This is a genomic window from Paenibacillus thiaminolyticus (assembly GCF_007066085.1).
In the GTDB taxonomy this organism is placed as follows: Bacteria; Bacillota; Bacilli; order Paenibacillales; family Paenibacillaceae; genus Paenibacillus_B; species Paenibacillus_B thiaminolyticus.
The window spans coordinates 356841-371716 of the sequence record NZ_CP041405.1 but is presented as its reverse complement, the minus strand read 5'-3'; the positions used below and the strand labels follow the sequence as shown (position 1 = coordinate 371716).

Annotated in this window: 8 protein-coding genes and 1 riboswitch; of the genes, 2 read left to right on the top strand and 6 right to left on the bottom strand. The window is 56.5% G+C overall.

All coding sequences use genetic code 11. The annotated features are described in order from the left end of the window. Positions 1–84: 84 nt before the first annotated feature. The 6 genes from FLT43_RS01520 to FLT43_RS01500 form a co-directional block, all read right to left on the bottom strand. Complete coding sequence (locus FLT43_RS01520) at positions 85–2394, bottom strand: glycoside hydrolase family 3 protein (protein WP_087443655.1); 2310 nt, start codon at positions 2392–2394, stop codon at positions 85–87. A gap of 5 nt (positions 2395–2399) precedes the next feature. Further along, the gene (locus tag FLT43_RS01515; protein WP_087443656.1) at positions 2400–4700 is read right to left on the bottom strand and encodes a beta-glucosidase family protein; all 2301 of its coding nucleotides are present in this window, start codon (positions 4698–4700) and stop codon (positions 2400–2402) included. After that, the gene (locus tag FLT43_RS01510; protein ID WP_087443657.1) at positions 4693–5988 is read right to left on the bottom strand and encodes an MFS transporter; all 1296 of its coding nucleotides are present in this window, start codon (positions 5986–5988) and stop codon (positions 4693–4695) included. The genes FLT43_RS01515 and FLT43_RS01510 overlap by 8 nt, the downstream gene beginning before the upstream one ends. Before the next feature lie 168 nt (positions 5989–6156). Further along, on the bottom strand, positions 6157–8679 hold the full coding sequence (locus FLT43_RS01505; RefSeq protein WP_244194275.1) for a GH39 family glycosyl hydrolase: 2523 nt from the start codon (positions 8677–8679) through the stop codon (positions 6157–6159). 322 nt (positions 8680–9001) lie between these two features. Next, a complete protein-coding gene (locus FLT43_RS29155; RefSeq protein WP_167386825.1) occupies positions 9002–9154 on the bottom strand; it encodes a hypothetical protein in 153 nt (50 codons plus the stop codon). A 467-nt stretch (positions 9155–9621) separates the two neighbouring features. After that, positions 9622–10962: an alanine/glycine:cation symporter family protein gene (locus tag FLT43_RS01500; RefSeq protein WP_087443659.1), complete on the bottom strand. Its 1341-nt coding sequence runs from the start codon at positions 10960–10962 to the stop codon at positions 9622–9624. 149 nt (positions 10963–11111) lie between these two features. Next, positions 11112–11210, bottom strand: a riboswitch (glycine riboswitch). Positions 11211–11498: 288 nt separating this feature from the next. On the opposite strand from FLT43_RS01500, the gene FLT43_RS01495 reads away from it, so the two are divergent. Then, positions 11499–12977: an aldehyde dehydrogenase family protein gene (locus FLT43_RS01495; RefSeq protein WP_087443660.1), complete on the top strand. Its 1479-nt coding sequence runs from the start codon at positions 11499–11501 to the stop codon at positions 12975–12977. Positions 12978–13397: 420 nt separating this feature from the next. Beyond that, positions 13398–14681: a lytic polysaccharide monooxygenase gene (locus FLT43_RS01490; RefSeq protein ID WP_244951380.1), complete on the top strand. Its 1284-nt coding sequence runs from the start codon at positions 13398–13400 to the stop codon at positions 14679–14681. Positions 14682–14876 lie beyond the last annotated feature (195 nt).

Here is a 14876-nt window from a genome sequence, read left to right as displayed (position 1 = left end):
TCTGTCCACATCTGGATTCGGATGCAGAAAGGCCGGGCCACATCGCGTGGCACGGCCTTCTCCCCTCACTCGTTGCTTGTCAGATCATTCACTGCGATCTTTTTTGTATTTCTCTGTCCGGCTGTCCTGTATCACGCCGCTCCAATTGAGCCCGAACCCGAAATCATACCGATGGTTCTCCGAATCGGCATGACACTCCATGTCATGAGCGGCATCCTCCAGCTGCGCTTCCACGGTCTCCATATTGGCGGGCATCTGCATCGGCAAAAGTCCGGATGGCACCGAGGCTCCGGTCAGCACATCGAGGATGGCCTGATCTTGGACGCCGAAGTGAGCGAGGATTCCGTCTGCCGCAGTCTCGAATTCAGCGACGACTGCCGGGGTGGACAGCAAGAGGGAGACGATGACCGGCTTGCCCTTCATCCGCTCCGCCGTATCCAGCAGGGCGTCCAGATCAGCTTCGTTATGGGTCGTCACCGTTTTGCCGTAGTAGGAACGGTTCTGCGCATCTCCTTCCCGGACATCCCTGGCCAGGCTCTGCTTGCGCGCCTGCACTGCCGTATAGGGCTTATACTGCAAGCTGATCGGCACATACCCGTTCCCGCCATTGTCCGCATCTTCCTGGCTAAATCCCGTCCCCGACTTCGGACTGCGCATGCAGACGAGCGCGAAATCGGCCTCATCCGGATTATCCGTCACCTTGAAATAATTTGCGGCAATCTCCAGATTAAGGGGATATTCGAGCGTCTCCGGCGTCGGATTGCCGAACCAATCCTTCCCTGGCGGCGTGTACCGCTGCGGAATATAGACCGTGCTGCCAGGCTTGAGCGGCAGGACTCCGCTCTTGTTCTTGAGCATCACGATCGACTTGAGCTGCGCTTCATAACCGGCCTGCATGTAGTTGGGGTTCCCGACAACCCGCGCGCTCGCCTCGGCGTCCAGATACGGGTTCTCGAAGAGACCGAGACGGAACATATTGGCCAGCAGCCGCACCGCAGACTGCTCGAACCGCTTCCGCATGGCCTCCTCGCCAAGCTCCGCCACGCCCATGCGGTATGCTTCCAGCACGGGTTGGACCTCGTTGTTGCCGCCGAATTGATCGACGCCGGCCATCATAAGCTTGTAATGCCGCTCGGCGACGGACAACTCCTCGACGCCCCACGGCTTACCCGACAGGAAGCTGTCCTTGCCGCCCGATTCATCGGCGGTAATCAGCCAGTCCGTGCAGACGACGCCATCATACCCGTATTGCCCCCGCAGCAGATCACGGATGAGATAGGTGTTATATGAATTGCCGACATTCTCCCCGTTAACGGTATCCTGATCGGTGGATATCGTGTAGTACGGCATGACCGCGGAGGCCATCTTCGTAGGTCCGTCAAGCCGGAAGGCTCCCTCCGTGAACGGCTTCAGATGCTCCTCGAAGTTGTTCCCCGGGTAGACCGCGTATTTCCCGCACGCATAATGCGCATCCCGTCCGCCTTCGCCAGAGCCGCCTCCCGGCCAGTGCTTCACCATCGCATTGACGCTGTCATATCCCCAGCCGTCCGCGATCTCGGCGTCGTCCGCCGAGCTCTGGAAGCCGTCGATATAGGCGCGCCCCATATCCGTCGCCAGACGCGAGTCTTCGCCGAAGGTACCGTTGAACCGGAACCAGCGCGGGTCGGTCGCGATATCAATCTGCGGCGACAAGGCCGTGGCGATGCCAAGCGCCCGGTATTCCTTGGCCGCGATCTCGCCGAACCGGCGCACCAGCTCCGGGTCGAAGGCAGCCGCCAGGCCAAGCGGCTCGGGCCACATCGAGATGGCGCCTCCTGCCCCGGCATTGAACTCGGAGCTGGAATCAGAGCTGTGCCGCGGGTCGGAGCTATTGTTGGCCGGAATGCCCAAGCCCGTGCCTTCCGCGAAGGCCTGCACCGCATTGCTCCATCGGGCCGCCGTCTCGGGGCTCTCCACCGAGGTGACCAGAATATGCCGCACATGATCCTCCGTCAGGAACTTGATCTGCTCATCCGTCAGATCCCACGGCTTCGCGCCGCTCTCTTCATAGGGTTTGCCGTCATAGGTGCTCGCGAACCAGCCGCCGCTTGCCGCCGGAATGGCTTGATGCCGGCTGTACAGCATCAAGCCCGCGATTTGCTCAATCGACATCTTGGAAGCGAGGTCCTTCGCCCGCTCCTCCGCGGGCAGCCGCCAATCTTCGTATTTATCCAGGGTTCCACTCCGATTCAAATCCTTGAAATAGAATCCGTCCTGCTCCAATATCGAGACGCCTGACGCCTTGGAATATCCGAGCGTCGGCCCTTGCTTATTGTGTACATACGCAATGGTTTCTTCTTGCCGTGCGACCGTTGTCTTTTTCTGTGTCACGTCTCCAATCCCTCCGCTATCCATTCTCTTTACTTCAATCCCAAGGCTTCATTCAGCCGCTCAATCAGCTGCTCCAGCTCGGCTTCTGTCATACCGCTGCCCATCATGCCCGACAAGGAGCGAAGCCCGTCATATTTTTTCCACTCCGCGACGGCTTCGAACAGCTGCGCCAGGCCGCTGTCATCCATGCTCTCCGCGAACATCGCCCCCATTTGCTTCACGCTCTCCAAGCTGTCGTTCATCGCTTGCTCGGCGAGCTGAGCCGTGGCCGGAATCGCCAGCAGCTCATGGAAGCGCGTAGTGCGGGTCACCTTCGCGAACGGAACCGCTGTCGAATGAACGTCTAGCGCTGCCGTCAGCGGCGTATCCGCCGAGGAAGGGCCGACCAGAATCTCATAGGTTCCGCTCTCGGCGAACCAGTCGTGAATATCGGTATTAAAATAGGCAAAGGAGCGTTTGTCCAGAGTGAAGCTGACCGCTGCCGCTTCGCCGGCTTCCAGGCTGATCTTGGCAAATCCCTTCAGCTCCTTCACCGGTCTAACCACGCTGCTGCCGGCATGCTTCACATAGAGCTGCACGACTTCCTTCCCTGCGCGGCTGCCCGTATTGCGCACCGTAACGGTTACGGTAGCCGTGTCCGTATCCTTCATGCTTGACTTGTCGATTTGAATTTGTTCATAAGCGAACGTCGTATAGCTGAGACCGTGCCCGAACGGGAACAGCGGCGTTTCTTTCTTCGTCTCATAGTAGCGGTAACCGACAAATATCCCTTCCCCGTAAAATACTTCTTTTTTCCCGCCCGGGAAGTTAAGATAGGATGGCGTTTGCTCCAGCGAGACAGGGAACGTTTCCGCCAGCTTCCCGCTCGGATTGACATCGCCGTAGAGCACGTCCGCCGCCGCGCTGCCTGCCGCTTGCCCGCCCAAGTAGCCCTCGAGCACCGCCTTCACCTTGGGCAGCCATGGCATCGCCACCGGCGATCCGTTGGACAGGACGACAACCGTATTCGGCTGCACGGCCGCTACGCGCTCGATTAAAGCGCAATGCGACGCCGGCATGTCGAGATGGGTCCGGTCCAGTCCCTCCGATTCGAAGGCATCCGGCAGACCGGCAAAGATAACGGCGATATCCACGCTCGCGGCCAGCTCTGCCGCTTCCGCGATGAGAGCTTCATCGATCGCGTCCTCCTCGAGCCGATAGCCGGGAGCGAAGGCGACCTCCCCTTCCGCCGTCTCCTTCATGAATTCGAGCGCGGTGTCCATCCGCGTCGGCACAATATGCGAGCTGCCGCCGCCCTGGTAGCGAGGCTGCGCCGCGAAGGCGCCGATCACCGCGACGGATTGCTTTTTATCCAGCGGAAGGAGGCCGCCATCGTTTTTAAGCAAGACCATGCATTCCGCCGCCGCCCGCCGCGCCAAGACATGATGCGCTTCCTTGTCGTAGGTGAAGCCCGGTTTCTTATTGTCATAGGCATGGAAAATAACAGTTAGCAGACGCTCCACCGCCTGATCCAGGACCGCTTCATCCAGCTCGCCCGATCGCACCGCATCGACGATCAATTGGTCGTGATCCGGTCCGGCATAAGGCATTTCCAGCTCAAGCCCTGCCTTCAATCCCTTCACCCGTTCGTTAATCGCGCCCCAGTCCGTCATCACGAAGCCTTCATGCTTCCAAGCTTCCTTCAGCACGTCCGTCAGCAGCTGCGAGTGCTCGGAGCAGAACTCGCCGTTCACCTGGTTGTAGGCGCACATGACGGTCCACGCCTTCCCGTCCATAACCGGACCTTCGAAGCTGCGCAAGTAGATTTCATGCAATGACCGCTCGTCGACGACCGCATTGATGGAATTGCGCAGCGTTTCCTGATTGTTGACCGCGAAGTGCTTGACCGAAGTGCCGACACCCTGCCCTTGCACTCCACGCACATGATGGGCGCCCATTTCCGAAGACAGATACGGATCCTCCGAGAAATATTCGAAATTGCGGCCGCACAGCGGAGAACGCTTAATGTTCACCGCGGGGCCAAGCAGAATCTGAACATCCTCCGCCTGGCATTCTTCCCCGAGGGCAGCCCCCACTTCCTCGATAAGCTCCCGATCCCATGAGGACGCGAGACCGGCACCGCTCGGAAAGCATGTCGCCGGAACGGTCTTGCTCGACATATCGGCCGGATTCGCTTGCTTGCGAAGCCCGTGCGGGCCGTCGGTCATGACGATGGAGGGGATGCCCACCCGCTCGACCGCCTTCGTCTGCCACATATTCAGTCCCGAGCACAGACTTGCTTTTTCTTCCAGTGTCATTTCTTTTATGATGTCTTTCACTTGCCTACTCATGCGATAATCCTCCCGTTCGCGGTAATGAAATGTCTTTGTTCTTCTGTCCGATTTCCGGCAAAGGCTTGACGGCCACCATGCCCAGCACGACGCAGAGCGCCAACACGATATAGAAGAACGTCCAGCCGCCGATGCCGAGCAGCAGCGGAGCGATCGCCGGCACGATCGATTGCGGCAGCGCATTGGCGACGTTCATCAGGCCGAAGTCTTTGGCGGCATCCTCCTTCCGCGGAAGAATCCGGGCCACCAATGCCATATCGACAGCGCTGAAGCAGCCGAAGCCCAAGCCGATGATGGCGGACGCTACAATAAATGCCGTATATTGAGGCACAAAGCCAAACAGCAAGATACCCAGCACCATAATGAACGCCGAACCATATAAGAATGGCTTCTGCTTCTTGAATTTGTCGGACAGGATGCCGCCTAAAATACTCGTTACCGCCGACGCAAGCAAGCAAACAATGTTAAGGGTGCCGACGCTATTCGTCGCTTGACTCTCTGTATAGCCCATCCGGTTCACCAGCATGACCGTCAAGTACAGCGTGCTGCAATATCCCATCATCAGCAGGAACTTCGAGACGAGTGCCCAGGTGAATTCCGGGAACTTTCTTGGGCTCGGATAGATTTTGCTGATTTTCTCGCCGACCGACAGCTTCTGCTGCCCGGTCTTCACAATCTCTACCTTGCCGTCGCGAATCACAAATAAACTGACAACCGGACCCGCGATGCCGATGATCGCAATCACCATCCATTTCATGTCCGAGGAGGCGGAGTTCATCAGCATCATCAGCACCATACCGATGCATACGGCCGCCGGCAAGACGAGCCCGACCATACCGGATATCGTTCCCTGTCTCTCCTCCATGACCTGATCCGGGATAAGCGCCGTATAAGCCGCCATGCCGAAGTTGAAGAACAGCTGCGCAATCGCCCAGCCGATCAGGATTTGCCATATTTCCGTGGCCATCCCCACCCACAGCAGCGCAGCGCATCCAACCAGCGGGCCGAGGAATATCCATGTCCGTCTTCGTCCGAAAGAGATGTTCGTCCGGTCGCTGATCGCGCCCCCGAGCGGGTTCCCGATCAGGGCGAAAAATGCGCCGACGCCGGCGACTAAGCCGTACGAAGCGGTGTAGCCATTCGGATCGACCTCAATCATTTTGAAGGTGAGCAGCAGTATTGCCGGAGTCATGAGCCCGAGCATCATGCAGCCATAACCGAAGATGATGCCGAACGTCAACCGGCCCAGCGGAGTTCGGACTTGCCCTTTTATCATTGGTTCAGCCATCGTAAGTTCCTCCTAAGAGAGAATTGAAAACGTTTGCAAATACATTATAAAAAAAAGCCCCTGTTCCGAGACAGGCGGCTATTTATAGTCTTCTGTAGTTATTTTTAACGTCTTTTTTACAAACGCTTTCATGGAATCGTGATCCGAGATTAAAAAGTGACTCAATCGTCAATACACCGGGATCAGCTCCATCAGCTGCACCCCGTGAGGCTCCAGCACCGATACATAGGTTCTGCGGTCTTCTTCCAGATCGACATACTGGACATGCATCCGGGGGCCGGAATTCGCCTTCAGGTAAGCGATATCCTCGGCAGCCAGCGGCTCGGGCGCTCCCATCTCCACCCAGCGGTCATAGCTGCTCCCGTGCTTGCGGCCGATCGTATAGGTGACCACCCGGTAGGCGCCGGGGCGGATTCCTTTTAGCTCGACCTGCATTTTTACCGTTTTTTCATCCTTGAACCCGTTATACCGGTTCGTGGCATTGATGAAGGACGTATCCCCCATCGCATACAGGTCGTCGAAATGACAGTAATTGAAGGTCAGGATCTGATACCCCCCGCGGCCGGCGGTCGCGATGAAGCGATCTCCGCGGGCAAGGAGACGATCTCCGAGCTTGGCGAGCAGCTCGTACGCAACGAACGCGGCCTTCGGAATGCCGTGCTGGGCGATCAGTCCGAGTCCTCCGTGATACAGATGGGCCGAGGCGGCGGTCTCCTCGATATTGTCGCTCAGCACCCAGTAGCCGAAGCCGCTGATGCTGTCCAGATTATCGATAATGTTTTTGGCGAGATAGGCCGCCTTATATACGGTGTCATTCGTTAATTCCCGATGGTACGCGGTCGAATTCCATTCCGTGAGAACCAACTCTTTGCCGGACAACCCTTGCTCGGCGAGCAGCTCCATCTCATGCGCCAGCATATCCCGCAAAAAATCCGGATTCGGGGAAATCCCGATGAACTCCTCCAAAATTCGGCGGTACGGCTGCAGCGGCAGCGGATCCCCCGATTCTGAATAGAGCATGCCCTCCATATTTTCATGCGGATAGAAGTGCAGCGGAATAAAGTCCGGCAAGCACTGATTGCGGCGGCAGAACGCAAAAAATTCGTCATTCAGCCGTTGCAAACGAATGGTAATGATGCGGCCGGGCGCGCCGATGCGCAGCCGCTCCGATACGCCCTTCAAGGTCTGATAGGTCCGCAGATACAGCTCCATATATTCCGTCAACGTTCCCGGCCAGAACGTCTTCAGCTCTGGCTCATTCCAAAATTCGAACTTCCAGGTCTCCACTTCCTCCGCCCCGTAACGGTTCAGGCAGTGGCGAAGGAACCGGTCCACCAGCAGGCACCACCGGTCGATCGATTTCGGCTTGCTGACGCAGCTTGCCTTGTAGAACACCTTCTTGCCCGGATCGTCCGCCAGCAAGGAGGGCATGAAGCCCAGCTCCACGAACGGCTTCAGACCGACGGAGAGCAGGAAATCGAACAACTGGTCCACGAACCGGAAATTAAACCGGGGCTGTCCCGCCTCGTCCTCGTCATATACCATCATTGCATCGTCGAAGATGCCGTGGAACCGCAAATAGCGGAAGGGGCATATCCGCTGAACATGGCGCAACTGGTCCTGAACATCGGCATGCAAGCCTTCCTTCGCTTTGCCGATCGTGATCAACTGCTTCCACGTATGCCGAATCGGCTCGCCCGGGACGGACAGATCCACTTCAGAGGCGGTCTCTTCCACCTCGCGAATATCATCGGCCATGCCAACGGATTGGCTGCGCTGCAAATACTGGTTGATGATGCCCAGCGCGCTGGTCTGATTGAACGCCAAATAGTTGTCAGAAGACTTTTCCTTGTGATCCGTTGGCGGCCGGTATTGCTTGCGATACTCGTTGGGCGTCATATGATACTTTGCTTTGAAGGCGGCGTAAAAAGACTTGGCATTCGGAAACCCGTGGTTCATGGCCAGGTCTGCGATCGGCGCGTCGGCATACCGCAACAGATCCTCAACGGTGTTTTTCAAGCGGATGCTGGTCAGATAAGCCTGGAAGTTCAGGCCGATGTTCTCGCTGAAAAATTTGGACAAATACGGCACGGACAAATATTCCCGCTCGGCGATCGCCTGCAGCGTGATCGGCTCCTGATAATACTCGTCGATAAAGGTAATGATGCGCAGCATCCGATCCATATACTTCTCATTCATTACGCCTTCGATCGCGGGCCGCTTGAATTGCTTCAGGAGGATCGAAAAGACGCTCAGCATGCGCGCCTGCATGTCGAGCTCATAGCCCTCCCCCTTCTTGTGCTTCAACTGCACCATCTCCGCCAGGCATTGGCGGATGCGGTCCAACGCCAGCTTCTCTTCCTTGCCGGCCTCCCCCGAATAACATGCGAAATTGATGGCTTCGACGCCGTTCACGTGATCCTTCATATACTTGGACGGGATAAGAAACGTCGCAATGATATTGACGTCCAGCCCAATGACTTCGTGAACATGGCCTTGATTGATCAGCAGCACGTCCCCTTCGGACAAGGCATATTTCCGCTGATTCACCGTCGCTTCCAAGGTACCCCGAAGCACAAAGATGATTTCCATGCTGTTATGCCAGTGATTAGGCACGTAGTTCACGCTGTGCAGCGATACATCGAATGGCAATGCCTCGTCCGTTTCCACGAATTCATAAATCGGATTCACCGGGATATCCTCCATTAGTACGATTTCTAGCGGTTGCGTCTATCTATATACCTACATTCTATATGAAGTCGGGAGGAAAGGAAAAACTTAATCGTGCCCGCCCCTTCGTTCGTCTGCACAGCAAGCTGGATTGGCTTCCGTACCTTTGACTGGATACACAACCAACTGGATGTCCTTCCGCCCATTCGTCATCTCTTCCGCCTATGCGGTAGAACTCTGAGCCATCTGTCCATCCACCCCACCAAAGCTGTATTTCCTTCATCCCATATGTTCATTTTATACCACCAAAGCTGCGTTACTCCGTCCCATCCGTTCATCCGCTCTACCAAAGCTGTATATCTCCCTCCACTCTGTTCATCCGCTCCACCAAAGCTGCAATCTCTCCCTCCACTCTGTTCATCTGCTCCACCAAAGCTGCAATCTCTCCCTCCACTCTGTTCATCTGCTCCACCAAAGCTGCAATCTCTCCCTCCACTCAGTTCATCCGCTCTACCAAAGCTGCAATCTCTCCCTCCACTCTGTTCATCTACTCCACCAAAGCTGCATATCTCCCTCCACTCTGTTCATCTGCTCTACCAAAGCTGCAATAATGCAGGAATTTCAATGACACGAGTATACGAAAAAAGGAATGCTGCAAAACTACATCAATTACCTGCACTTCGGTACGGATAGAGGTCAAAAGGAGCGAAATGATGCAGTTTTGCAGGATTTACTCGGAATTTCGCTTCTTGTGTCTCAAAATGATGCTCCTGTGCAGCAATTTCATGTGACCTGACCTGAACTGCCCTGAGCTATCGTGATCTACCTTGACCGGCCTTGCCCTGGCCTACCGTGACCTGCCATGCCCTCCCCCCACATAGCAAAAAAAGCCGAACAACAGGTTCGGCTAGTCTTGCTAGTTCTGCCATTCCGGGTTCCGGGCATTGCCTGCCTGAACGCGCCTCACTGCTTCATATGCCGCAAATAAAGACGGGTCTCTGCCACGACCACGCCGGACAATCCCAACAGTGCGACCAAGTTCGGGAGAGCCATCAGCCCGTTCACGATGTCCGAGAGCAGATAGATCGCATGCAGCTTGATGAACGCGCCTGCCGCGACCATGGCGATGAACACAATGCGGTAAGGCAAGATCGCCCGCACGCCGAATAAATAGACAATACAGCGCTCGCCGTAATAGTTCCACCCCAGAATCGTCGTAAAAGCAAATAACATAAGACATATCGTCAGAATGATAGACCCGAAAGGCATCGCGGCATCGAACGCCGCTTGCGTCATGGCCGCACCTTCCGCCATACCGTTCCACGCCCCGGTCACAATCAGCGTCAGGCCGGTCAGCGTACAAATGATAATCGTGTCAATGAACGTACCGGTCATCGATACAAGTCCCTGCTCCGCGGGCCATTTCACCTTGGCCGCCGCCGCCGCGATCGGAGCGCTGCCGAGCCCGGATTCATTCGAAAACACCCCTCTCGCGATGCCGTTCCGAATGGCCATCATGACGGTCGCTCCGAGGAAGCCGCCGCCCGCCGCAGCCGGGCTGAAGGCGCTCTGGAAAACAAGCGACAGCGCGTTCGGAATCTTGTCGGCGAAAGTGATCAGAACGATGACGCTGGCTACGACATAGATGATAGCCATCGCAGGCACGACTTTGGTGGTCACCCTAGCAATGCTCTTGAGACCGCCAATCGTCACTAGAGCTATCGCGAGGGTCACCACTCCTGCGGTTACCGCTACAGGAATCCCCAGGCTGGTCTGGCTGGATGATACGATCGCATTCACCTGCGGAAGAGTGCCGATGCCTAATAAGGCTACCAATACCCCGCTCACCGCGAAATAGATCGCAAGCGGTTTGAACTTCGCACCCAAGCCTTGTTCGATATAGTACATCGGGCCGCCCGACACTTGCCCGTTCTCGTCGATTTTCCGGAATTTCACGGCCAACAAGCCTTCCGCATACTTCGTCGCCATGCCAAAAAATGCGGCCAGCCACATCCAAAACAGCGCGCCCGGCCCGCCTATCTGAATCGCGGTGGCGACGCCGACAATATTCCCCGTTCCGATCGTGGCCGCCAGGGCGGTAGCCAGCGCGCCGAAGCTCGTGACGTCGCCTTTGCCTTCGTTTTTCGCAGTGAATATGAGCTTGAGCGCCAGCGGCAGGCGAAGCACCTGCAGCAGCCCGAGCCGAATCGTTAGAAAAATACCGGTCCCCACTAATAAGATGAGGAGCGGCGGCCCCCACACAAATTGATTCACCCGATCCAGCCATACTTCCAACCAATGCATTACAATTCCCCTCTTCATATTAAAATCAATGTCTGACGACATAAAAAAGAGCCAAATCGATAGATTTGACTCCGGGGGACATTTTTGCAGAACAGCAAAAAGAATGATATGTGAATGCAATCACAATACCAGCATAAAGATGCCTGACATCTGCAATCCCTGTCCTTTTACCTGAGAGTTTTAACGCGCTTCTTGCTGCGTCTTGCCCCTTCGGTGCTCCGCGATGGAGTCTCTCCAGAGTCCTGTCCGTATACGGTCCTGCTTATCCAATTCGCTTACGAACGATAACAAGCGCCTGAGAGCTTTGCCCCTTCGGCCAGGTTGATCCTGTCTCCCGTATACTTCATCCAGTTATGAAGTTGTTCATCCATTATAGAGAACCATCTCAGATTCCGCAAGGATCTATTTTATGGAAAAAGAACCGCACCTGCTTTCTCCCGCTCACAACGGGCATGATTCGTCCTCCTGGAGAATACATATCTTGTGAGAGCCTGCAATCATTGTCAATGAATATTCTCACGAAGGAGTGATTATGCTTGTCATCGTTCCAAATCAGTCCGAAGGTTGAAGCTTTTTTGCAAGGCACGAAGAAGCTGTTCATCAATGGAGAGTGGGTCGAATCCGTCCAGAACAACGTCTTTTCATCGATCAATCCGGCTACGGGAGAAGTGCTCGCGGTCGTGTCGGAAGCGCGTGAGGAGGATGTGGACCGGGCGGTCAAGGCAGCGCGCCATGCATTCGATCATGGCAAATGGTCCACCATGAGCGCGGCGGCTCGCAGCCGCCTCATCTATAAGCTGGCCGATCTCATCGAGGCGAACAAGCAAGAGCTTGCTGAGCTGGAGACGCTGGATAACGGCAAGCCGCTGCGGGAGACGAAGGCGGCTGATCTTCCGCTCACGATCGAGCATTTCCGTTATTATGCCGGCTGGGCTACGAAAATCGTCGGACAAACCATTCCTACGGCAGGCAACTTCCTTACCTATACGAGACATGAAGCGGTCGGAGTGGTCGGCCAGATCATTCCGTGGAACTTCCCGCTGCTGATGGCGGCCTGGAAGCTCGGCGCCGCCCTCGCTACCGGCTGCACCATCGTCCTGAAGCCGGCGGAGCAGACGCCGCTGTCCGCCCTCTACCTGGCCCAATTGACCCAGGAAGCCGGGTTCCCGCCTGGCGTCATCAATGTCATCCCCGGCTTCGGCGAGACGGCGGGCGCGCCGCTCGTCCAGCATCCGCAAGTCGACAAGATCGCCTTCACCGGCTCGACGGTTGTCGGGAAATCGATTATGCGCGAAGCCGCAGATACGGTCAAAAAAGTAACGCTTGAGCTCGGCGGCAAATCGCCTAACATCATCCTCCCGGACGCCGATCTGTCCCGGGCGGTGCCCGGCGCGCTGCGGGGCATCACCTTCAATCAGGGGCAGGTGTGCTCGGCAGGCTCGCGGCTCTACGTGCAAAAGAAATTATATGATAACGTCGTGGCAGACCTGGCGTCGGAGGCGAAGCGGATCCGGGTAGGAAGCGGCCTCGATCCGGATACGGAGATGGGCCCGCTCGTCTCGTCCGAGCAGCATGACATCGTGAAGCGCTATATCGAGGCGGGGAAAGCGGCCGGCGCAGAGCTGGTTGCCGGCGGCAAAGTGCCTGGCGGACAGGGCTACTTCGTCGAACCGACGATATTCGCGCATGTCGATCCGAAGATGACGATCGCCTGCGAAGAGATCTTCGGGCCTGTCGTGGCGGCGATGCCGTACGATACGCTCGATGATTTGATTGAGCAGGCCAACCAATCCGATTACGGCTTGGCTGCGGGAGTATGGACGCAAAATCTGAAGCAAGCCCACTATCTGGCAAGCAAGCTGAAAGCGGGCACGGTCTGGGTGAACTGCTACAACGCCTTCGACGCGGCCGCTCCGTTCGGCGGCTACAAGCAATCGGGCCTTGGACGGGAGATGGGCTCCTATGCGCTCGACAACTATACCGAAGTGAAGACGGTGTGGGTGAACCTGAACTAGGACAGCAGTGACTAGATTACGCCGGACGGCGCTAGCCGCATCCGGACCGAAGCCGTGTACAACGGGATTCGGCAAGACGTCAAGCCGCGCGGCTTGGCGTCTTTTTGCCATTGTTCTCTCCCGTCTGTTCCCTGCCAAGGCGCAGCAGCCGTTCTTCATAATTTTTCTATTTTTCATTAATAAGACATAAACCGCTTGAATAAAAATACATATCGAATCCGTATTCCCCGATCATACATCCGCGCGCGGCGAAGTTAAAGCGTATATCTCGATGCCCGTGCGGAGGTCTATTGTCCTCATCCGGTATAAGCTCAGCTTGAGTTCTTATACACATCCATTCCAATCGCAAGGAGGAAAATGAAGTTGGCAAATCGTTATGTACCCCATCCATTGTTCCGGAGATGGCTGCTATCCAGCGGCATGGCGCTCGCCCTCATGTTCGTCATGATCGTCTTCTCCGGCAAGGCGCTTGCCCACGGCTACATTGATTCCCCAAGCAGCCGCGCCGACCTGTGCGCCAAGGGCGTCAACAAAAAATGCGGGTTCATCATCTACGAACCGCAAAGCCTGGAAGCGCACAAGGGCTTCCCTGCCGCCGGTCCGGCCGACGGCAAGATCGCAAGTGCGAATGGAGCTTTTCCGGAGCTGGATCAGCAATCGGCCACCCGCTGGAGCAAGGTCAGCATTACGCCGGGGACGACGACGTTCCATTGGACCATTGAAGCCAATCATGCAACCACGAGCTGGAAGTACTACATCACGAAGCAGAACTGGAATCCGGATGAGCCGCTCACGCGTGCTTCCTTCGACTTGACCCCGTTCTGCAGCGTCGATTACAAAGGCAAGCAGCCGCCACATTCCTATTCAGATACATGCGATGTCCCAAGCCGCACCGGCTACCAGGTCATCTTGGCGGTATGGGAAATCGCGGATACGGCGAATGCGTTCTACAATGTCATCGATGTGGACTTCGGGGGCGGTTCCCCGGTCGATCCGACGCCTCCCGCAGCGCCTGCGAACCTGGCCGTATCGAACGTTACGTCTACGAGCGCCATTTTGACATGGGATGCTTCGACCGACAATGCCGGCGTCACGGGATATAAGATTTATCGAGGCTCCACATTGGCGGCTTCCACGAACGGGTCGACGTTAACCTATACCCTTGCAGGGTTGACGCCTAGCACCTCCTATTCGTATTCGGTCCGGGCCGTCGATGCCGCCGGCAATCAATCGGCCAGCAGCAATGTCGTCACCTTCACCACCCTGCCCCCGCAGCCCGATACGGAGCCTCCTGCTGCGCCATCGTCCTTGACCGCTTCGGCCATCACTTCGTCGAGCGTGACCTTGACCTGGAACGCATCCACGGACAATGTTGGTGTAGCCGGGTACCGCATTTATAACGGAACGGCTCTGGCGGGAACGACGAGCGGATTGAACTACACCGTGTCCGGTCTGCAGCCGGAGACCTCCTATACGTTTACGGTTGTGGCGTTTGATGCAGCCGGCAATGTCTCCCTGCCCAGCAGCGCGTTGAACGTTACGACAGCGCCCGCCCCTGCCGCGACGCCTTGGGCTCCGAACACCTCGTATGCGGCCGGCGCGCTTGTCACGTACAACGGCAGGACGTATGAGGCGCGGGTCGCGCATACCTCGCTGGTCGGCTGGGAGCCGCCGAATGTCCCTGCCCTATGGCTGTTGAAATAAGGTGCAGCAGCGAACGCGTACGGAAGCCCTGAACGTCAGGGCTTCTTCCTTTTCCATAAATGCGTCTGCCCGATACTGAGTCCCTCGCATCAAACGGCAGCAAGTGGAAATTCTAGTCTATCTCTACTAAAATGATAGAAAGATATGGGTGAACAGCATCCGTACATAGACAAATATAGGAGGCAGCAAGGAAAC